This window comes from Streptomyces sp. RPA4-2, assembly GCF_012273515.2.
Taxonomy (GTDB): Bacteria; Actinomycetota; Actinomycetes; order Streptomycetales; family Streptomycetaceae; genus Streptomyces; species Streptomyces kaempferi.
On sequence record NZ_CP050975.2, the window covers coordinates 7,303,871 to 7,323,457 of the forward strand.

General features: G+C 71.4%; 17 protein-coding genes. 12 read left to right on the forward strand and 5 right to left on the reverse strand.

Translation table 11 applies throughout. From position 1 onward, the window contains the following. Positions 1-3: 3 nt before the first annotated feature. From HEP85_RS31905 to HEP85_RS31920, 4 genes are read right to left on the reverse strand one after another with little or no spacing between them, the layout of a single operon-like run. Positions 4-864 (reverse strand): 2Fe-2S iron-sulfur cluster-binding protein, encoded by an 861-nt coding sequence (locus tag HEP85_RS31905; RefSeq protein ID WP_168530971.1) that lies wholly within the window; start codon positions 862-864, stop codon positions 4-6. Further along, complete coding sequence (locus HEP85_RS31910; protein WP_329291557.1) at positions 861-2,684, reverse strand: NAD(P)H-dependent oxidoreductase subunit E; 1,824 nt, start codon at positions 2,682-2,684, stop codon at positions 861-863. Before HEP85_RS31910 ends, HEP85_RS31905 begins: the two co-directional genes overlap by 4 nt. Positions 2,685-2,692: 8 nt before the next feature. After that, the gene (locus tag HEP85_RS31915; protein ID WP_168530973.1) at positions 2,693-4,615 is read right to left on the reverse strand and encodes a molybdopterin oxidoreductase family protein; all 1,923 of its coding nucleotides are present in this window, start codon (positions 4,613-4,615) and stop codon (positions 2,693-2,695) included. Then, positions 4,612-5,583 carry a 2-dehydropantoate 2-reductase gene (locus HEP85_RS31920; RefSeq protein WP_168530974.1) on the reverse strand — a complete coding sequence of 324 codons (972 nt, stop codon included), beginning with the start codon at positions 5,581-5,583 and terminating at the stop codon, positions 4,612-4,614. The genes HEP85_RS31915 and HEP85_RS31920 overlap by 4 nt, the downstream gene beginning before the upstream one ends. A 389-nt stretch (positions 5,584-5,972) precedes the next feature. Here HEP85_RS31920 and HEP85_RS31925 point away from each other — a divergent pair, with 389 nt between their 5' ends. Beyond that, on the forward strand, positions 5,973-6,872 hold the full coding sequence (locus tag HEP85_RS31925; protein ID WP_168530975.1) for an aldo/keto reductase: 900 nt from the start codon (positions 5,973-5,975) through the stop codon (positions 6,870-6,872). Positions 6,873-7,143: 271 nt separating this feature from the next. After that, the gene (locus HEP85_RS31930) at positions 7,144-8,091 is read left to right on the forward strand and encodes an NmrA/HSCARG family protein (RefSeq protein WP_168530976.1); all 948 of its coding nucleotides are present in this window, start codon (positions 7,144-7,146) and stop codon (positions 8,089-8,091) included. On the opposite strand, the gene HEP85_RS31935 is transcribed toward HEP85_RS31930, so the two are convergent. Further along, positions 8,078-8,284, reverse strand: coding sequence for a hypothetical protein (locus HEP85_RS31935; protein ID WP_168530977.1), 207 nt, complete (start codon positions 8,282-8,284; stop codon positions 8,078-8,080). The genes HEP85_RS31930 and HEP85_RS31935 overlap by 14 nt on opposite strands. On the opposite strand from HEP85_RS31935, the gene HEP85_RS31940 reads away from it, so the two are divergent. The 10 genes from HEP85_RS31940 (at position 8,283) to HEP85_RS31985 (ending at position 19,586) form a co-directional block, all read left to right on the forward strand. After that, a complete protein-coding gene (locus HEP85_RS31940; RefSeq protein WP_369657926.1) occupies positions 8,283-9,146 on the forward strand; it encodes a helix-turn-helix transcriptional regulator in 864 nt (287 codons plus the stop codon). The genes HEP85_RS31935 and HEP85_RS31940 overlap by 2 nt on opposite strands. A 165-nt stretch (positions 9,147-9,311) precedes the next feature. After that, the gene (locus HEP85_RS31945; protein WP_168530979.1) at positions 9,312-10,646 is read left to right on the forward strand and encodes an OFA family MFS transporter; all 1,335 of its coding nucleotides are present in this window, start codon (positions 9,312-9,314) and stop codon (positions 10,644-10,646) included. After that, positions 10,612-10,749 (forward strand): hypothetical protein, encoded by a 138-nt coding sequence (locus tag HEP85_RS31950; RefSeq protein ID WP_168530980.1) that lies wholly within the window; start codon positions 10,612-10,614, stop codon positions 10,747-10,749. The genes HEP85_RS31945 and HEP85_RS31950 overlap by 35 nt, the downstream gene beginning before the upstream one ends. A 159-nt stretch (positions 10,750-10,908) precedes the next feature. Continuing rightward, positions 10,909-11,856, forward strand: a complete 948-nt coding sequence (locus HEP85_RS31955; RefSeq protein WP_168530981.1) for a beta-ketoacyl-ACP synthase III — start codon at positions 10,909-10,911, stop codon at positions 11,854-11,856. Between the two features lie 296 nt (positions 11,857-12,152). Next, positions 12,153-12,827, forward strand: coding sequence for a GntR family transcriptional regulator (locus HEP85_RS31960; RefSeq protein WP_168530982.1), 675 nt, complete (start codon positions 12,153-12,155; stop codon positions 12,825-12,827). Positions 12,828-13,105: 278 nt separating this feature from the next. Beyond that, a complete protein-coding gene (locus HEP85_RS31965) occupies positions 13,106-14,287 on the forward strand; it encodes an ROK family transcriptional regulator (RefSeq protein WP_329291574.1) in 1,182 nt (393 codons plus the stop codon). Positions 14,288-14,487: 200 nt separating this feature from the next. Further along, positions 14,488-16,005 carry a sugar ABC transporter ATP-binding protein gene (locus HEP85_RS31970; RefSeq protein WP_329527839.1) on the forward strand — a complete coding sequence of 506 codons (1,518 nt, stop codon included), beginning with the start codon at positions 14,488-14,490 and terminating at the stop codon, positions 16,003-16,005. Then, entirely contained in the window at positions 16,002-17,021 is a 1,020-nt protein-coding gene (locus HEP85_RS31975) for an ABC transporter permease (RefSeq protein ID WP_168530983.1), read from the forward strand. Before HEP85_RS31970 ends, HEP85_RS31975 begins: the two co-directional genes overlap by 4 nt. A gap of 20 nt (positions 17,022-17,041) precedes the next feature. After that, a complete protein-coding gene (locus HEP85_RS31980; RefSeq protein ID WP_168530984.1) occupies positions 17,042-18,091 on the forward strand; it encodes a substrate-binding domain-containing protein in 1,050 nt (349 codons plus the stop codon). Between the two features lie 82 nt (positions 18,092-18,173). Beyond that, a complete protein-coding gene (locus HEP85_RS31985) occupies positions 18,174-19,586 on the forward strand; it encodes a Gfo/Idh/MocA family protein (protein ID WP_248002144.1) in 1,413 nt (470 codons plus the stop codon). Position 19,587: the final 1 nt, after the last annotated feature.

Consider the following 19,587-nt stretch of genomic DNA (forward strand, 5'->3'; position numbering starts at 1 on the left):
TGATCAGTCCCGGTTCTGTACGTGCTGGTAGCCGAAGCGGCCCTTGATGCAGAGATTGCCGTGGGTCACCGGGTTGTCGTGCGGAGAGGTGACCTTGACGATCTCATTGTCCTGCACGTGCAGCGTGAGGTTGCAGCCCACACCGCAGTAGGCGCACACCGTGGTCGTCGCGGTCTGCGCCGACTCGTCCCACGTACCCGCCTCCCGCATGTCGAACTCCGACCTGAAGGAGAGCGCGCCCGTCGGGCACACCTCGATGCAGTTCCCGCAGTACACGCACGCCGAGTCGGTCAGCGGGGCGTCGTGCTCCACGGCGATCCGGGCGTCGAAGCCGCGTCCGGAGACCGAGATCGCGAAGGTGTTCTGCCACTGGTCGCCACAGGCGTCCACGCACTTGTAGCAGAGGACGCACTTGGCGTAGTCGCGCACGTACAGGGTGTTGTCGATCCGGGGTTCCTCCTCGACGCGGGCGGCGTCGGGGCCGTACCGGTCCGGCTCGGCCCCGTACTCCTCGATCCACCCCGCCACCCCGGGAGTGGTCGAGAGGTCCACCGAGGAGGCGAGCAGTTCGAGGACGATCCGGCGGCTGTGGCGGACGCGCTCGGTGTCCGTCCGCACCCGCATGCCCTCCTCCGCCCCGCGCGAGCAGGCCGGAGCGAGGGTGCGGGCGCCCTCGACCTCGACGACACAGAGCCGGCAGGCGTTCTTCGGGGTCAGCGTGTCGCCCTGGCACAGGGTGGGGACGTCCTTGCCCGCGGAACGGCAGGCGTCGAGGATCGTCGATCCCTCCGGCGCGCGCACCGGTTCACCGTCAAGGGTGAACTCGAGCAGCCGGCGGGGAGTCCCGAGCGGTATCGCGGTCATTCGTACGCCCCCAGACGGTCGATCGCGGATTCCACGGCGTTCCACGCGGTCTGTCCCAGACCGCAGATCGAGGCGTCCCGCATCGCGCGGCCGACCTCTCTCAACAGGGCGATGTCGTCCCCCGCGGCCGCGCCGGTGCGCTCGGCGATCCGGTGCAGCGCCTCCTCCTGGCGCACGGTCCCGACCCGGCAGGGCACGCACTGCCCGCACGACTCGTCACGGAAGAACGCGGCGATCCGCAGCAGCAGGCGCGGGAGGGGGACCGAGTCGTCGAAGGCCATGACCACGCCCGAGCCGAGGGTCGTGCCCGCCTCCCGGGTGCCCTCGAAGGTGAGCGGGACGTCCAGTTCGTCGGGCCGTACGAAGCCGCCCGCCGCGCCGCCGAGCAGCACCGCCCGCAGACCCTCCCGTACGCCCGCCAGCTCAAGCAGCTCTCCCAGCGTCGCCCCGAAGGGCAGTTCGTAGACGCCGGGCCGCTCCACGCTCCCCGACACGCAGTACAGCTTCGGGCCGGTGGAGCCTGGGGTGCCGATCGCCGCGTACGCCTCGGCGCCCATGGTGAGGACCGGCAGGACGTTCACGAGCGTCTCGACGTTGTTCTCGGCGGTGGGCCTGCCGAACAGGCCCTTCTCCACGGGGAAGGGCGGCTTGGAACGCGGCTCGCCCCGGTGGCCCTCGATCGAGTTGAACAGGGCGGTCTCCTCGCCGCAGATGTACGCGCCCGCGCCACGCCGGATCTCGATGTCGAAGGCGTACCCCTGCCCGAGGACGTCGTCACCGAGCAGCCCCCGCGCACGTGCCTGGCCGATGGCGTGCTCCATGCGGCGCAGGGCGCGCGGGTACTCGCCCCGCAGATACAGATAGCCCCGGTGTGCGCCGACCGCGTAGGCCGCGACCGTCATCGCCTCGACGAGCGCGTACGGGTCGCCCTCCATGACCACCCGGTCCTTGAAGGTGCCCGGCTCGGACTCGTCGGCGTTGCACACGAGATAGTGGGGTGTGTCGGGCGCGGACGCCGTGGCCCGCCATTTGCGGCCGGTGGGGAAGGCGGCCCCGCCCCGCCCGACCAGGCCCGCGTCGGTGACCTCGCGGATGACCCCGGCGGGGCCGAGCGCGAAGGCCCGCCGCAGCGCGGTGTACCCGCCGTGCGCCCGGTAGTCGTCCAGGTCGGCGGGGTCGGCCACGCCGACGCGGCCCAGCAGTATGAGGGAGGGGTCGCCGGCCTGTGGGAGGGCCCTCTCCGCGGGCGGTTCCTCGGCCGCCGAGCCGGGCGCGCTCGCCGTCAGCACGGCCCGCTCGACGGTGGCGGGCGCCGCCACGGCCGTCCGCACCGGATCGCCCGCCCTGACCGCGAGCGCGGCCGGGGCCCGCTCGCACAGGCCGAGGCAGGGGCCGCGCTGCACGGTCACCCCGCTGCCGGGGCCGAGCCGGGACTCGACCCCCTCGCACAGCTGCTGGGCCCCCGCCGCCATGCACGCCAGGTCCGTGCAGACGTGGAGCACGGTCGCCGGGCGCGGCTTCAGCGAGAACATCGCGTAGAAGGTCGCGACACCGTACGCCTCCGCCGGCGGTACGGTCAGCCGGCGGCACAGATAACCGAGCGCGCCCTCGCTGATCCAGCCGACCCGGTCGTTGACGGCGTGCAGCCCCGGCAGCAGCAGGTCCCGGCGCGCGCGGGCCTCGCGGCCACCGCGCGCCCACCTGAGGTCGGCGTCGGACCGGTCGGCGCCCTCCCACGAGGACTCCGGAGGACCGAGCAGCGCGTCGACGGCCGCCCGCTCCTCGTCCGTCGGCTTGCTGTCACCGAAGTGCAGATCCATGTCCCGCCTCAGCTCCTCACGGTCGCGACCGGCAGCTTGTCGATCCGGATCGCCGACGCCTTGAACTCCGCCGTCCCGGCGATCGGACAGTTCGCCTCGATCGTCAGCCGGTTGGTGTCCACGTCGTCGGGAAAGTGCATCGTCATGAACGCCAGCCCGGGGCGCAGCGCGGTGTCGACCCACACGGGTGCCAGGACGGAGCCCCGGCGTGAGGAGACCCTGACCTCCTCGCCCACCACGACCCCGTAGCGCTCCGCGTCCTCCGGACACAGCTCGACGTACTCGCCGCGCCGCAGCGGGGAAGCGAAACCGCCGCTCTGCACACCGGTGTTGTAGGAGTCGAGCCGCCGCCCGGTGGTGAGCCGGATCGGGTAGGTCTCGTCCGTCAGGTCCACCGGAGGGTCGTGCCGGACGAGCCCGAAGGGCGCGCGCCGGCCGCGCATGGCGGGGTCGTCTGCCCACAACCGGCCGTGCAGATAGGTCGGTTCGAGACGGGTGGGGTCCGGGCAGGGCCACTGGATGCCCTGCTCCTCCTCCAGGCGTGCGTACGTCATCCCGTAGTGGTCCGGGGAGAGCGAGCGCAGTTCGTTCCAGACGGCCTCGGAGTCGGCGTACCTCCACTCGTGTCCGAGGCGCGCGGCGAGGTCGCGGAGGATGTCGATGTCCTCCCGGGCCTCGCCGGGCGGGGTCACCGCCGCGCGCACCCGCTGGACGCGCCGTTCGCTGTTGGTGGTGGTGCCCTCGGTCTCCGCCCACCCGGCGGTCGCGGGCAGCACCACGTCGGCGAGTTCGGCCGTCCTGGTGAGGAAGATGTCCTGGACGACGAGGAAGTCGAGGGCGCGAAGCCGGCGGACGGCCTGCTCGCTGTCGGCCTCCGACTGCGCCGGGTTCTCGCCGATGCAGTAGACCGCCTTGAGAGTGCCCTCCTCCATCGCCTCGAACATCTCCGTCAGGTTCAGCCCGTAGTGCGGCTCGATGACGGTGTCCCAGGCGGACTCGAACTTCGTCCGCGCGTCGGGGTCGAGGATGTCCTGGAAGCCGGGGAGCCGGTTGGGGATGGCGCCCATGTCGCCACCGCCCTGGACGTTGTTCTGGCCGCGCAACGGTTGCAGCCCGGAGCCGTGGCGGCCCACGTGACCCGTCAGCAGGGACAGGTTGATCAACGCGCGGACGTTGTCGGTGCCGTTGTGGTGCTCGGTGATGCCGAGTGTCCAGCACAGCTGGACGCGTTCGGCGCGGGCGTACGCGTGGGCCAACTCCCTGATCGCGGAGGCCGGTACGCCCGTGACCTTCTCCGCGAGGGACAGCGTCCAGGGTTCGACGAGCCGCTCGTACTGCTCGAACCCGCTGGTCGCCCGTCGGACGAAGGCGTGGTTGGCGAGGCCCGCGTGGATGATCTCGCGGCCGATCGCGTGCGCCATCGGGATGTCGGTGCCGACGTTCAGACCGAGCCAGCCCTCCGCCCACTCGGCCGTCGACGTGCGGCGCGGGTCGACCGCGTACATCCGGGCGCCGTTCCTGATCCCCTTCAGCACGTGCTGGAAGAAGATGGGGTGCGCGAAGCGGGCGTTGGAGCCCCACATCACCACGAGGTCGGTCTCCTCGACCTCCGCGTACGAGGAGGTCCCGCCGCCCGAGCCGAAGGCGGCCGAGAGACCGGCGACGCTCGGGGCGTGACAGGTGCGGTTGCAGGAGTCGACGTTGTTGGTGCCCATGACGACCCGCGCGAACTTCTGGGCCACGTAGTTCATCTCGTTGGTCGCGCGGGCGCAGGAGAACAGGCCGAACGCGCCGCGCGCGGCTCGCAGCCCCGCGGCCGCGCGGCTCAGGGCCTCGTCCCAGCCGGCCTGCCGGAAGGGTTCGTCGCGGCTGTCCCGCACCAGCGGATGCGTGAGCCGTGTGTAGATCCTCGGGTCGCGTTTCTTCCTCATGCGGCGGTCCTCGATGCGAGCAGATCCGAAAGGGCGTGCACGGTACGGAGGGTGGGGACCGGGACCGCGGTGATCTCCGCCAGTTCCACGACGGCCGCGAGCAGCACGTCGAGTTCGAGCGGCTTGCCGCGTTCCAGGTCCTGCAGGGTGGAGGTGCGGTGGTCGCCGACGCGTTCGGCGCCGGCCAGCCGGCGTTCGATGGAGACGCCGACCTCGCAGCCGAGGGCCTCGGCGACGGCGAGGGTCTCCGCCATCATGATCTCGATGACCTCGCGGGTCCCGCCGTGCAGGCACATCTGCCGCATGGTCGCCCGGGAGAGCGCGCTGATGGGGTTGAAGGAGATGTTGCCGAGCAGCTTGAGCCAGATGTCGTTGCGCAGGTCCGGCTCGACGGGGCACTTGAGCCCGCCCGCCCGCATGGCCTCGCTGAACGTCCGGCAGCGGGCGGAGAGCGAGCGGTCGGGCTCGCCGATGGAGAACCGGGTGCCCTCCAGGTGGCGGACGACTCCGGGTCCTTCCAGTTCCGTCGCCGCGTACACCACGCATCCGACGGCCCGTTCGGGCGCGAGCACCGCGCTGACCGCGCCGCCGGGGTCCACGCTCTGCACACGGTGGCCGTCGTGCGGGCCGCCGTGCCGGTGGAAGTACCACCAGGGGATGCCGTTCTGCGCGGCGATCACCGCCGTGTCCCGGTGCAGCAGGGGCTCGATCAGCGGCCCGCACGCCGCGTACGAGTTGGCTTTCAGACCGAGGAAGACGTAGTCGACGGGCCCGACCTCGGCCGGGTCGTCGGTGGCGTGGGCGCGCGCGGTGAAGTCGCCGCGCGGGCTGTGTACCTGGACTCCGTGCCGCCTCATGGCCGCCAGATGCGGTCCACGGGCGATGAGATGCACATCGGCGCCTGCGCGGTGCAGCGCGGCCCCGACATAGGCGCCGATCGCACCGGCGCCGAGAACGGCGACTTTCACTGTGGCTCGCTCCGTTCGGTCGAGGGTACCGAGGAACTGCCGAACTCTGTCGACGAAATATTGTCTACAGTATGGAACTTGGGGCGGCAAGGCTTCGCGCAGCACCCGGAGCGGCCGTGACCTCGTGGACAGCGGCCCCGCTCCGATGCCCCGCTGGTGGAAGTCCCGGACGTCCCGCTAGAATTCCGGCCGTCACCAAAGCCTTCTCGGCGCGGACCGCGATCCGCCGGAAGGCTTTTTTCATGCCCGGGACCGGCCCGCACCGGCGGCAAGTGCCGCCACGGGCCGACCCGCTGCGAAGGCGGTGGCAGCCCCGCCGACCGGGCCGAACGGCCTGCGCCGACCACGGCGGTTCCGAATGTCCGGCCCCGCAGGAGGAGATCCATGTCATGAGCGCACGAACGAACGCCCCCGCATCCACGCGTACGTGGCGACTCGGTGACCTCACCGTCAACCGTGTCGGGTTCGGCGCGATGCGCCTGACCGGGACCGCGCCCTTCGACGGCGGCGTGCCGCGCGACCGCGAGCGGTCGATCGGCGTGCTCCGGCGGGCGGTCGAGCTCGGTGTGAACCACATCGACACCGCCGCGTTCTACTTCTCGGCGACGCGCTCCGCCAACGAGCTGATCAACCGGGCGCTGGCGCCGTACCCGGAGGACCTGGTCATCGCCACCAAGGTCTGGCCGGCCCGCGATCCCTCGGGCGCCTGGTGGTGGGCCACGCCGGCGCAGTTGCGCGGCCAGGTCGAGGAGAACCTGCGCCAACTCGGCCGCGACCACCTGGACGTGGTGAACCTGCGCGTACCGCCGAGCCGGCGCGACGGCTCGATCGGCGAGCACTTCGGCGCGCTGGCCGAACTGCGCGAGGCCGGAATGATCCGCCACCTCGGTGTCTCCCACGTCACGTCCCGGCAACTGGCCGAGGCCCGGGCCATCGCTCCGGTCGTGTGCGTGCAGAACCCCTACGGGATCGGTGCGCCGAGCGAGGACAGGTCCCTCCTGCGGCACTGCGGTGAACTCGGCGTCGCCTTCGTCCCGTTCTTCGCGATCGCCGGTTCCGGACGCGAGGCGGGTCCGGCCGCCCGTGACAGCGAGACGGTGTACGCCGTCGCCCGCGCGCACGAGGTGTCCGTCGCGCAGATCCGGCTGGCCTGGACCCTGCGGCAGGGGCCGCACGTGCTGGCGATCCCGGGCACCGGCGACCCGGACCACCTCGAACAGAACATGGCTGCGGGGAACCTGCGCCTCTCGGACGACGAGTCGGCACGCCTCGGCTCACTGGGACGGTGACGCGCCGCGACCCCATCGGTTCTGTCGGGCAACCCGGGTGAACCTGCCTCTGCCGCCCCACTGTCGACCGGCATGCCGAGGCCGCCCCCGGCCGTCGGCCAGGTGCCCGTGGACGGTGCCGGCACCATGCCCGCCGTGCGCCGCGCACCGACAGGCCGGCGATGAACCTCGCCCAATCCGTGCCTGGTTGGGGCCCTGGGGGCCTCGCGAGAATCGAGCCCTGGCGGGGCGGAAGCTCCCGCCGCATCCACACGATTCGGAGTGATCGAAAGTGTCCGAGAAGAAGATCATCGCGGTGGTCGGGGCGACAGGTGCCCAGGGCGGCGGACTGGCGCGCGCCATCCTGGCCGAACAGGACGGACCGTTCACGGTCCGCGCGATCACCCGCGGCGCGGGGTCGGACAAGGCGCGCGCACTGGCCGAACTCGGCGCCGAGGTGGTCGAGGCCGACCTCGGCGACAGGGCGAGCGTGCGCCAGGCGTTCGACGGCGCGTACGGCGCGTACGTGGTGACGAACTACTGGGAGGGCATGTCAGCGGAGACGGAGCTGGCCCAGGCCGACAACGCGGCGCGGGCCGCGAAGGACGCCGGACTGCGGCATGTCATCTGGTCGACGCTGGAGGACACCCGCGCCCACCTCCCGGTCACCGACACACGGGTGCCCGTACTCGAAGGGTCCTACACCGTCCCGCACTTCGACGCCAAGGCCGAGGCGGACCGGTTCTTCGTCGACCTCGGCGTGCCGACGACGTTGCTGCGCACCACCTTCTACTGGGAGGCGTTCCTGCAGGGCTTCGCCCCCAGCCGCGACGACTCCGGCCACCTGGTACTGAGTCTGCCGATGGGCGACAGCGCGCTGGCCGGGATCGCCGTCGAGGACATCGGCGCGGTCGCACTGGGGATCTTCGCCCGGGGCGAGGAGTTCGTCGGGGAGACGGTCGCCATCGCCGGTGAGCATCTGACGGGCAAGCAGCTGGCCGCGGCGTTCGCCGAGCTGTACGGCGAGCCGGTGGCCTACCGGCCGCTCACCCACGACCGGTTCCGCGCACTGGGCATTCCCGCCGCCGCGGAGATAGGCAACATGTTCCAGTACTACACCGAGGCGGCCGACGCCTTCACCGGCGCCCGCGACCTGAGGCTCGTCCGCGACCTGCACCCCGGACTGCGGAGCTTCCGGGACTGGCTGACCGCCCACAAGGACGCCCTCACCGCGGGCTGACACCAACCGTGCTCACGCCGATGCCGTGACCGGCCACGCCGCCGCGCTCGTGCTCGCGAAGCGCGCCGGTGTGCGGGCCCTCCCCGGGGCGCGCGGCGGAGCGGACGCGGCCCGCGCGGTCGCCGACGTCCGGATCATCCACGCCCAGTGTGTACCTGGCACCGTCCGCGGCGAAGGCAATACTGGGTGACATGGACCGCACCGAGCTGGCCGACTTCCTGCGCAGCATGCGGGAGCGGCTGCAACCCCAGCACGTCGGCCTGCCGGCCGGCACGTCCCGACGCACACCCGGGCTGCGCCGCGAGGAGGTGGCCCGGCTCGCGCACATCTCCGTCGAGTACTACGCGCGCCTGGAACAGGCTCGCGGGTCCAGCCCCTCCCGACGGGTCCTGAGCGAACTGGCCCGCGCCCTGCGCCTCGGCACGGACGAACGCGTCCACCTCTTCGCACTCGCCGGCGTCGCCCCGGAGCCGCCGGCCGGGCCGCGCTCGGACGTGCCGGAGACGGTTCTGAACCTGCTGGAGCACATGACCGAGATCGCGGCGCTGGTCGTCAACGCCCGCTACGACGTCATCGCTTGGAACCCGCTGGCCACCGCGCTCTTCGAGGACTTCTCCGCCGTGCCCCCGGCCCGGCGCAATCTCATCCACCGCCATTTCCTCCACCCCGATCCCGCCGGCCGGCACTACGGCATGACCGGTGCGGAGGAGTTCGGCAGGCTGGCGGTCGGCCAGTTGCGCGCCGCCGCGGGCCGTTACCCCGACGACCCGCGGATCGCCACCATGGTCACCACACTGCGCGAGCACAGCGCCGAGTTCGCCGAGTTGTGGGACCACCATCACGTCGAAAGCGGCGCCCATCACCGAAAGACCATGCACCACCCCTTGGTCGGCACGCTGCAGCTCAACTGCGACACCCTCGCCGTTCCCCAACGCGACCAGTTCCTCGTCTGCCTCACCGCCGAACGCGGCAGCTCCTCCCACGACGCGCTCCGGCTGCTCTCCGTCGTCGGCACCCAGGACATGAGCGTGACCGAGGAGCGTGGCCCGTCGTGACGGCCGTACGGCCCGCACCCCGGGCGCCCTGATGGTCCGGTTCCGGCCGCCGCGCGCTCCCGAACGACCGTTCGTCGCACGATGGATACCGTTCACCGCATACGGTCGACGAGTTGATGCCGGACGGCTTCCCAACCGGACAACCGCTTCCTATCGTCCGGGATCATGAGTCCCCCTGTCGCGCCACCCGGCTGGAGCCGCTGGCTCGTCCCGCCCGCCGCCCTGTCGGTCCACCTCTCCATCGGCCAGGCGTACGCCTGGAGCGTCTTCAAGCCACCGCTCGAATCCGCGCTCGGCCTCAGCGGCACCCAGAGCGCGCTGCCCTTCCAGCTCGCCATCGTCATGCTCGGGCTGTCCGCCGCGTTCGGCGGCACCCTGGTGGAGCGCAACGGACCGCGCTGGGCGATGACCGTAGCCCTGGTCTGCTTCTCCACCGGCTTCCTGATCGCCTCGCTCGGCGCCGCCACCGAGCAGTACTGGCTGATCGTGTTCGGTTACGGCTTCGTCGGTGGGATCGGCCTGGGCATCGGCTACATCTCACCCGTCTCGACCCTGATCAAGTGGTTCCCGGAACGGCCGGGCATGGCCACCGGCATCGCGATCATGGGCTTCGGCGGCGGCGCGCTGATCGCCTCGCCGTGGTCCGCGCAGATGCTGAAGTCCTTCGGCTCCGACTCCTCCGGCATCGCCCTCGCCTTCCTCGTGCACGGGCTGTCGTACGCCGTCTTCATGACACTCGGCGTGCTGCTGGTGCGGGTGCCGCGCAGCGAGAAGCCGGTCGAGGCCCGCCCCGGTCCCCTCGACGGGGTACAGGTCTCGGCGAAGAACGCCGTGCGCACCCCGCAGTTCTGGTGCCTGTGGCTCGTGCTGTGCATGAACGTGACCGCGGGCATCGGCATCCTGGAGAAGGCCGCCCCCATGATCACCGACTTCTTCGCGGACACCTCCACCCCGGTGTCGGTGTCGGCCGCCGCGGGCTTCGTGGCGCTGCTCTCCGCCGCGAACATGGCGGGCCGGATCGGCTGGTCCTCCACGTCCGACCTGATCGGGCGCAAGAACATCTACCGCGTCTACCTCGGCGTGGGCGCGCTGATGTACCTGCTGATCTCGCAGTTCGGGGACTCCTCCAAGCCCCTGTTCATCATCTGCGCGCTGGTGATCCTCTCCTTCTACGGGGGTGGCTTCGCGACCGTCCCCGCGTACCTCAAGGACCTCTTCGGCACCTACCAGGTCGGAGCGATCCACGGCCGGCTGCTCACCGCCTGGTCCACGGCCGGTGTCCTCGGCCCGCTGATCGTCAACTGGATAGCGGACCGGCAGAAGGACGCGGGCAAGCACGGCGCCGCGCTCTACGACACCTCGTTCCTGATCATGATCGGGCTGCTGGTCGTCGGCTTCGTCGCCAACGAGCTGATCCGCCCGGTCCACGTCCGCCACCACATCCCCGCACCGAGGGAGGCAGCCGATGACGACTCCGTCCAGTCCCAGCAGTCCGCCTGACCGGCGTCCCCTGATCGCCTTCTCCTGGCTCTGGGTGGGCGCACCGCTCTGTTACGGCCTCTACGAGCTCGTTCTCAAGGTCAAACAGCTGTTCACGGCGTGAGACCCGGGCGTCTGTGCGGACCGTGCTCGCGCGTCCGAGGGTCTGACAGAAGCCGACAAGCCTGGCGTCGCTTTCCTGTGGCATCACCTGACGTCGTACCCATGGGTCACTGATCAGACTGGAGGATCTCGCTACCCAAGGCAACGAGGGAGACCCCCCATGAACGGCTCACGCATCGCGGCCGTCGGCCACTACCAGCCCGCCAAGGTTCTCACCAACGAGGACCTGGCGGGCCTGGTCGACACCAGTGACGAGTGGATCATGAGCCGGGTGGGCATCCGTACGCGCCACATCGCCGGACCCGACGAACCCGTCGACGAGCTGGCCGGGCACGCCGCCGCCAAGGCGCTCGCCGCCGCCGGACTGGCCCCCGCCGACATCGACCTCGTGCTGGTCGCCACCTCGACGGCCGTCGACCGCTCCCCGAACATGGCCGCCCGGGTCGCGCACCGCCTGGGCATCCCGTCTCCCGCGGCGATGGACGTCAACGTGGTCTGCGCGGGCTTCACCCACGCGCTCGCCACGGCCGACCACGCCGTGCGCGCGGGGGCGGCGACCCGGGCCCTGGTCATCGGCGCGGACAAGATGTCGGATGTGACGGACTGGACCGACCGCACGACCTGCGTCCTGGTCGGGGACGGCGCGGGAGCCGCCGTGGTCGAGGCCGCGGCGCCGGGCGACGAGCCGGGGATCGGGCCGGTGCTGTGGGGCTCGGTGCCCGAGATGGGGCACGCCGTACGCATCGAGGGCACCCCGGCGCGCTTCGCGCAGGAGGGCCAGAGCGTCTACCGCTGGGCGACGACCCGGCTCCCGGCGATCGCCCGGCAGGCCTGCGAGCGGGCCGGCCTCACGCCCGAGGAACTCGCCGGAGTCGTCCTTCACCAGGCGAACCTGCGCATCATCGAACCCCTCGCGCAGAAGATCGGCGCCGTGAACGCGGTGGTCGCGCGCGATGTCGTGGACTCCGGGAACACCTCCGCCGCCAGCATCCCGCTCGCCTTCTCGAAGCTCGTCGAACGCGGTGAGATCGGCACGGGCGACCCCGTGCTCCTCTTCGGCTTCGGCGGCAACCTGTCCTACGCGGGCCAGGTCGTCCGCTGTCCCTGAACCCCGTGACCTGCGGCGCGGGACCGATGTGACGCGCTCGACCGCACCGACCCCTGGCTTTTGTGCGCCGTAGACTGTAGACGAAAGACAATTGATACTGGCTTTCCGAAGAATCTGGCTCACCGGTGACCGCGGCGTCCGGCGACGGACACGTTCCGGCGACGGAATCTCCTCCGAGGCGGAGATGTCTCCGAGCGGGGCGTGTCTCCGAGCGGGACATGTCTCCGAGAAGGAGATGTCTCCGAGAAGGGGACGTTCCGGCCGCTGTGCCACCGCTGCCCAGGAGGGGGACCGCGATGTTGTCGACAGGACTGCCGCAGGGGGCGGTGCCCAGGCTGGAGCGGCCCGGCCCGCTGCGTGACCGTGTCTACGAGGCACTGCTCGAACTCATCACGACACGCGCCCTCCAGCCCGGCCAGCACCTGGTCGAGAGCGAACTCGCCGGACACCTCGGCGTCTCCCGGCAGCCCGTACGCGAGGCGTTGCAGCGGCTGAACACGGAGGGGTGGGTCGATCTGCGGCCCGCCCAGGGCGCGTTCGTGCACGAGCCGACGGAGGAGGAGGCCGACCAGCTCCTCACGGTCCGTACGCTCCTGGAGGCGGAGGCCGCGCGGCTCGCCGCCGCCAACACGGGCTCCGCCGGCATCACCGCCCTGGAGGAGCTGTGCGCCGAGGGGGAGCGTGCGGTCGCCGCCGACGACGTGGACGGCGCGGTCGCGATCAACGCCCGCTTCCACGCGAAGGTCATGGAGCTGGCCGGGAACGCGGTCCTCGCCGAACTGGCCGCCCAGGTCGACCGCCGGGTGCGCTGGTACTACACGCCGGTCGCCCGGCAGCGCGGCGGACAGTCCTGGATCGAGCACCGCGACCTCATCGCGGCCATCGCCGACCGCGACGAGCCCCGCGCCACCCAGGTCATGCGCGAACACACCGAGCACACGCGCAAGACGTACCACGAGCGCGAGAAGTAGCCGGACCCCTCACACCGGTTCTGAACGCCGACGCCCACCGGGACCAGCGCCTGGGGCGTGCCAGGCGTCGCGAAGCAGACGGGACTTTCGCAACACGCCCTGGTCCCGCACGTCCCGCTCTTTGTCCTCTCAGTGGCGAAAGTTGACGGCAATCTCTGCGCGACTTCTTCCCACACCCGGCAGCCACTGCTACGTTCCCCTCGAAAGCAAGCCACGGCGATGTGGCCAAATCCCGTTGGACACAGGCCGATCGAGGCGGGGAGGGGCTCGTGAGACGTATGACGGCTCGACCCGCGAACGCGCACCAGGCGCGGCTGCTGCGCCTGTTGCGAGACGGCGGTCCCAACTCCCGTGCCCAACTCGGTGACCAGGTCGACCTCTCCCGGTCGAAACTGGCCGTCGAGGTGGAACGGCTCCTGGAGACCGGGCTCGTCGTCGCCGACGGACTCGCCGCATCCCGCGGTGGCCGCCGCTCCCACAACATCCGGCTCGCCCCGGCGCTGCGCTTCCTCGGCGTCGACATCGGGGCGACCTCGATCGACGTCGCGGTCACCAACGCCGAACTGGAAGTGCTCGGGCACCTCAACCAGCCCATGGACGTCCGTGAGGGCCCGGTCGCGGTGTTCGAGCAGGTGCTCGCCATGGCGGCCAAGCTGAGGTCCTCCGGGCTCGCGGAGGGATTCGACGGCGCCGGGATCGGCGTCCCGGGTCCGGTCCGCTTCCCCGAGGGCGTCCCGGTCGCACCGCCGATCATGCCGGGCTGGGACGGCTTCCCGGTCCGCGAGGCGCTCAGCCAGGATCTCGGCTGCCCCGTCATGGTCGACAACGACGTGAACCTGATGGCGATGGGGGAGCAGCACGCGGGCGTCGCACGCTCCGTGGGCGACTTCCTCTGCGTCAAGATCGGTACCGGTATCGGCTGCGGCATCGTCGTCGGCGGAGAGGTCTACCGCGGGACGACGGGCAGCGCCGGCGACATCGGGCACATCCAGGCGGTGCCGGACGGGCGCCCGTGCGCCTGCGGGAACCGCGGCTGCCTGGAGGCCCACTTCAGCGGTGCCGCACTCGCCCGGGACGCCACGGACGCCGCTCAGCAGGGACTCTCGGCGGAACTCGCCGCCCGGCTGGACGCGGCGGGCGCTCTCACCGCCGTCGACGTCGCCGCCGCGGCCGCGGCCGGCGACGCCACCGCCCTCGACCTGATCCGTGAGGGCGGCAACCGCACCGGCCAGGTCCTCGCCGCTCTCGTCAGCTTCTTCAATCCGGGCCTGGTGGTGATCGGCGGCGGGGTGACGGGCCTCGGCCACACCCTGCTCGCCGCGATCCGCACCCAGGTCTACCGTCAGTCGCTCCCGCTCGCGACAGGCAACCTGCCCATCGTCCTCGGGGAGTTGGGCCCTGCCGCCGGAGTCATCGGCGCGGCACGGCTCATCAGCGATCACCTCTTCTCGCCCGCGTAACCGCACCCGCAGCCGTACCCCCACCCGTAGCCGTACCCCCACCCGTAGCCGTAGCCGTAGCCGTAGCTGTACCCGCATCCGTGCCACGTGTTCCGCCGTCGCTGCTCCGCTCTGTTCTGCTCTCCCCAGCCAAGTCCTGCTCTCCGCGCTGCTCCGCCCTGCCCTGAAACCGGCCCGCACGCCCGCCAAGGGGAACCGTCATGGCACCAGAACCACCGCTGCTCACCATGTCCGGCATCACCAAGTCGTTCCCCGGCGTCCGCGCCCTCGACGGCGTCGACCTGGATGTACAGGCCGGCGAGGTCCACTGTCTGCTCGGCCAGAACGGAGCCGGGAAGTCCACCCTCATCAAGGTTCTGGCCGGCGCGCACCAGCCCGACGACGGGACGATCGGCTGGCGCGGCGCACCCGTCGCCCTCCGCTCGCCGATCGCGGCCATGCGCCTCGGCATCGCCACCATCTACCAGGAACTCGACCTGGTGGAGGGGCTGTCGGTGGCCGAGAACGTCCACCTCGGACACGAACCCACCTCGGCAGGCTTCGTCGTACGGGGAAAGGCGGCGCGCGCGTCGACGGCCGCACTCCTCGAACGGCTCGGACACCCCGAGATCGATCCGGCCAGGCTCGTCGGTGAACTCTCCGCCGCCCAGCGGCAGATCGTCTCCATGGCACGGGCGCTGTCCCACGAGGTGCGCCTCATCGTCATGGACGAGCCGTCCGCGGCCCTCGACCCCGACGAGGTCGACAACCTCTTCCGCATCGTCACGGGCCTCACCGCGGACGGCGTCGCCGTCGTCTACATCTCGCACCGGCTGGAGGAGATCCGCCGCATCGGCGACCGCGTGACCGTCCTCAAGGACGGGCGGGCGGTCGCCGGCGGACTCCCCGCGAAGTCCACCCCGACCCGCGAGATCGTCGCGCTGATGACGGGGCGCAACGTGGAGTACGTCTTCCCCGACCGGCCCACCCGGGAGTCCACCGCCGAGCCCGTCCTGCGGGTCCGTGGGCTGGCCCGCGCGGGGGAGTTCGCCCCGCTGGACCTCGATCTGCGCCCCGGCGAGATCGTCGGCCTGGCCGGGCTCGTCGGCTCCGGACGCTCCGAGATCCTGGAGACGATCTACGGCGCGCGCAGACCGACCGCCGGCCAGGTCCACATGGACGGACGGCCGTTGCGGCCCGGCAGCGTCCGCGCCGCCGTCCGCGCCGGACTCGGACTCGCCCCCGAGGAGCGCAAGGCACAGGCCCTGCTGATGCTGGAGTCCGTCACCCGCAACGTCTCCGTGTCCTCCATGTCCCGCTTCGCCCGCGGGGGCTGGATCGACCGGGGCGCGGAACGGGGAGCGGCGCGGGCGGCGACCCGTGAACTGTCGCTGCGCCCGGACAGCCCGTCGGTTCCGGTCCGCACACTGTCCGGCGGCAACCAGCAGAAGGCGGTCCTGGCGCGCTGGCTGCTGCGCGGCTGCCGGGTACTGCTGCTGGACGAGCCGACCCGAGGTGTCGACGTCGGCGCCCGCGCCGAGCTGTACGCGGTCATCCGCCGCCTCGCCGAGGAGGGCCTGGCCGTCCTGCTGGTGTCGAGCGAAGTGCCCGAGGTGCTGGGACTCGCCGACCGTGTGCTGGTGCTGCGCGAGGGCCGGGTCGTGCACACCGCCCCCGCCCGGGAGCTCGACGAACACCGTGTCCTCGACCTCGTCATGGAAGGAAGTCCGGCATCATGACGCAGCCCGTGTCCCCGCCCCGGGGCAGCACCGGCAAGGTGCCACCGATGGGCGAACTCCCCGCCTGGCGCACGCTCGGTGCCCGCGCCGACGTGCGCACCCTCTCGCTCCTCGGCGTGCTCGTCGCCCTGATCGTGATCGGCGGCATCACCAAGCCCGACGAGTTCCTCGACACCCGCAACCTCCAACTCGTCCTCACCCAGGCGTCGGTGATCGGCGTGGTCACCGTCGGCATGACCTTCGTGATCACCTCAGGCGGCATCGACCTGTCGGTCGGCGCCATCGTCGCGCTCTCCTCGGTGTGGGCGACCACGGTCGCCACCCAGGAGTACGGCTTCGCGGGCATCCTCTTCACCGCGGTGCTGGTCGGTGTGGGCTGTGGCCTGGTCAACGGCCTGCTCATCGCGTACGGCGGCATGGTGCCGTTCATCGCGACGCTCGCCATGCTCGCCTCGGCCCGCGGCCTCGCGCTCCAGATCACCGACGGCAGGACCCAGATCGTCAGCGTGGACGGGGTCCTGAAGCTCGGCGAACGCGACGCGTACGTGCTGGGCGTTCCCCCGCTGGTACTGGTCTTCGCCGTCGTCACGGTCATCGGCTGGCTGATCCTCAACCGCACCACCTTCGGCCGCCGCACGGTCGCCGTGGGCGGCAACGCGGAGGCGGCCCGGCTCGCCGGCATCGACGTACGACGACAGCGGCTGTATCTCTACCTGCTCTCCGGACTGTGCTGCGGCATAGCGGCCTTCCTGCTGGTCATCCTGTCCGGCTCGGGCCAGAACACCAACGGCAACCTGTACGAACTCGACGCCATCGCGGCCGCGATCATCGGCGGCACGCTGCTCAGCGGGGGCCGCGGCACCATCACCGGCTCCGTGCTCGGCGTACTGATCTTCACCACGATCACCAACATCTTCGCGCTGAACAACCTGCAGAGCGACGTCCAGCAGATCGCCAAGGGCGCGATCATCGTCGCCGCGGTCCTGGTCCAGCGGCGCACCGCAAGCACGACCTGACACGGGAAGGGTTCACCGCCATGCCAGCACCCACGCACGTCACCAGCCGCCGAGGAATGCTCCTCGGGACCGCCGCCGTCTCGGCCGGCGCCCTCCTGACCGGCTGCACCTCCAACGACACCAAGGACGAGAAGCCGGCCTCGAACGACCGGCCGGCCGCCGACGACAAGCCCGGCAAGCACGTCACCATCGGCTTCGCGGGCCCGCAGGCCGACCACGGCTGGCTCAACGCGATCAACGACAACGCCAAGAGCCGCGCGAAGAAGTACTCGGACGTCACCCTGGAGATCACCGAGGGCTCCAACGACACCGCGGCGCAGATCGGCCAGATCGAGACACTGATCAACAAGAAGGTCGACGTGCTGGTGGTGCTGCCCGCCGACGGCAAGGCGCTCACGCAGGTCGGACTGAAGGCGATGCGCGCCGGAATCCCCGTCGTCAACCTCGACCGGATCTTCAACTCCCCGCAGGCGTACCGCTGCTGGATCGGCGGTGACAACTACGGCATGGGCCTCAGCGCCGGTCGCTACATCGGCGAGCAGCTCAAGGACAAGCAGGGCGCCCGGGTCATCGAGCTGGCCGGTCTCGACAACCTGGAGCTGACCAAACAGCGCACCGAGGGCTTCGACGCGGCTCTGAAGAACTACCCGAACATCAAGAAGGTGGCCCGCCAGGCCGCCGAGTTCACCGTCGAGTCCGGTCAGGCCAAGATGTCCCAGCTCCTCCAGGCCCAGCCGAAGTTCGACGCCCTGTGGAACCACGACGACGACCAGGGCGTGGGCGCGCTGCGCGCGATCGAGCAGGCCGGCCGTGACGACTTCCTGATGGTGGGCGGCGCGGGCGCGCTCTCCGCCTTCCAGGCCATCGAGGCCGGCAACAGTGTCCTGAAGGCCACCGTCCTGTATCCGCCGACCATGGCGGCGTCCGCGATCGACCTGGCCCGCGCCCTCGGTCAGGGCAAGGGGGTGGGCGGCCTCGCCGAGTTCGAGATCCCGGCCTCGATCACGCTCTACTCCGCCGTCGTCGACAAGGACAACGTCGGCCAGTACATGTCCACCGGCTTCAAGTGATCCGCCACGCCCACAGCCGCCACAGCGTCACGACGACTCACGACGACTCACGACGACTCACGACGACGAGGAGGACATCCGTATGGGACAGCCGCACCAGGGCGAGCCGGCCGGGGCGGAGGCGGCACGAGTGGATGAGACCGGGGCGGCGGCACCCGCGGGGGACGCCGCCGTGCGGGAGGCGGCGGCCGTGAGGGAGGCGGCACCGGCGGAGATCGCGGTGCGGGAGACGTCGGCAGGAAGCACCCCGGTACGGGGGTCCGGGGTGCGGGAGGCGGACAAGCCGGTGCTTGGCGTGGGCATGGTCGGGTACGCGTTCATGGGCGCCGCCCACTCCCAGGGCTGGCGCACCGTGGGCCGCGTCTTCGACCTGCCGCGCCGCCCGGTCCTCGCCGCCGTCTGCGGCCGTGACGCGGAAGCCGTCCGCGCCATGGCCGACCGGCACGGCTGGGCGGCGGCCGAGACCGACTGGCGTGCGCTGATCGCCCGGGACGACGTCGACCTCGTCGACATCTGCACCCCCGGCGACAGCCACGCCGAGATCGCGCTCGCCGCCCTGGCCGCCGGCAAGCACGTGCTGTGCGAGAAGCCGCTCGCCAACACGGTCGAGGAGGCGGAGGCGATGGCGGAGGCCGCCGAGGCCGCCGCCGCCCGCGGCCAGGTGGCCATGGTGGGCTTCAACTACCGCCGGCTGCCCGCGACCTCGCTGGCCCGGACCATGGTCGCCGAAGGGCGGCTGGGCACCCTGCGGCACGTACGGGTGACCTACCTTCAGGACTGGCTGGTGGACCCGGAGTTCCCGCTCACCTGGCGACTGCGCAGGGAACGCGCGGGATCGGGCGCGCTCGGCGACCTCGGGGCGCACATCGTCGACCTCGCCCAGTACCTGGCGGGCGAACCGGTCGTCGGGGTCTCCGCGCTGACCGAGACCTTCGTGCGGCAGCGGCCGCTCCCCGCGGCCGCGTCGAGCGGTCTGTCCGCCGTGCCGGACGCGACCGGCCTCGGCACCGTGACCGTCGACGACGCCGCCCTCTTCACCGGCCGCTTCGCCTCCGGGGCCCTCGCCTCCTTCGAGGCGTCCCGGTTCGCCACCGGGCGCAAGAACGCCCTGCGCATCGAACTCAACGGCGAGCGCGGCTCGTTGGCCTTCGACCTGGAGCGGCTCAACGAACTCTCGTATCACGACCACACCGAGCCCGGCACCCACGCGGGCTTCCGCCGCATCCTCGTCACCGAACCCGACCACCCCTATCTGGAGGCCTGGTGGCCACCGGGCCACGGCCTCGGCTACGAACACACCTTCACCCACCAGGCCCACGACCTGGTGCAGGCCGTAGCGGCGGCCCGGCGGCCCGTGCCGTCCTTCGCCGACGGCCTGCAGGTACAGCGGGTACTCGCGGCGGTCGAGGAGAGCGCCGAGAAGAACTCCGTCTACACCCCCGTGGCCGCCACACCCGTGACAGCCACCTCCCCAGCGGTTCGAGGAGACCTCTAGC

What these genes read in the sequence shown, in the direction of transcription:
- HEP85_RS31940 (WP_369657926.1), top strand. Translation starts at nt 8,283, where the DNA reads ATGGACCGCACCGAGCTGGCCGACTTCCTGCGCAGCATGCGGGAGCGG.
- HEP85_RS31975 (WP_168530983.1), top strand. Translation starts at nt 16,002, where the DNA reads ATGACGCAGCCCGTGTCCCCGCCCCGGGGCAGCACCGGCAAGGTGCCA.
- HEP85_RS31950 (WP_168530980.1), top strand. Translation starts at nt 10,612, where the DNA reads ATGACGACTCCGTCCAGTCCCAGCAGTCCGCCTGACCGGCGTCCCCTG.
- HEP85_RS31960 (WP_168530982.1), top strand. Translation starts at nt 12,153, where the DNA reads ATGTTGTCGACAGGACTGCCGCAGGGGGCGGTGCCCAGGCTGGAGCGG.
- HEP85_RS31935 (WP_168530977.1), bottom strand. Translation starts at nt 8,284, where the DNA reads ATGTCACCCAGTATTGCCTTCGCCGCGGACGGTGCCAGGTACACACTG.
- HEP85_RS31925 (WP_168530975.1), top strand. Translation starts at nt 5,973, where the DNA reads ATGAGCGCACGAACGAACGCCCCCGCATCCACGCGTACGTGGCGACTC.
- HEP85_RS31980 (WP_168530984.1), top strand. Translation starts at nt 17,042, where the DNA reads ATGCCAGCACCCACGCACGTCACCAGCCGCCGAGGAATGCTCCTCGGG.
- HEP85_RS31910 (WP_329291557.1), bottom strand. Translation starts at nt 2,684, where the DNA reads ATGGATCTGCACTTCGGTGACAGCAAGCCGACGGACGAGGAGCGGGCG.
- HEP85_RS31915 (WP_168530973.1), bottom strand. Translation starts at nt 4,615, where the DNA reads ATGAGGAAGAAACGCGACCCGAGGATCTACACACGGCTCACGCATCCG.
- HEP85_RS31905 (WP_168530971.1), bottom strand. Translation starts at nt 864, where the DNA reads ATGACCGCGATACCGCTCGGGACTCCCCGCCGGCTGCTCGAGTTCACC.
- HEP85_RS31985 (WP_248002144.1), top strand. Translation starts at nt 18,174, where the DNA reads ATGGGACAGCCGCACCAGGGCGAGCCGGCCGGGGCGGAGGCGGCACGA.
- HEP85_RS31945 (WP_168530979.1), top strand. Translation starts at nt 9,312, where the DNA reads ATGAGTCCCCCTGTCGCGCCACCCGGCTGGAGCCGCTGGCTCGTCCCG.
- HEP85_RS31970 (WP_329527839.1), top strand. Translation starts at nt 14,488, where the DNA reads ATGGCACCAGAACCACCGCTGCTCACCATGTCCGGCATCACCAAGTCG.
- HEP85_RS31965 (WP_329291574.1), top strand. Translation starts at nt 13,106, where the DNA reads ATGACGGCTCGACCCGCGAACGCGCACCAGGCGCGGCTGCTGCGCCTG.
- HEP85_RS31955 (WP_168530981.1), top strand. Translation starts at nt 10,909, where the DNA reads ATGAACGGCTCACGCATCGCGGCCGTCGGCCACTACCAGCCCGCCAAG.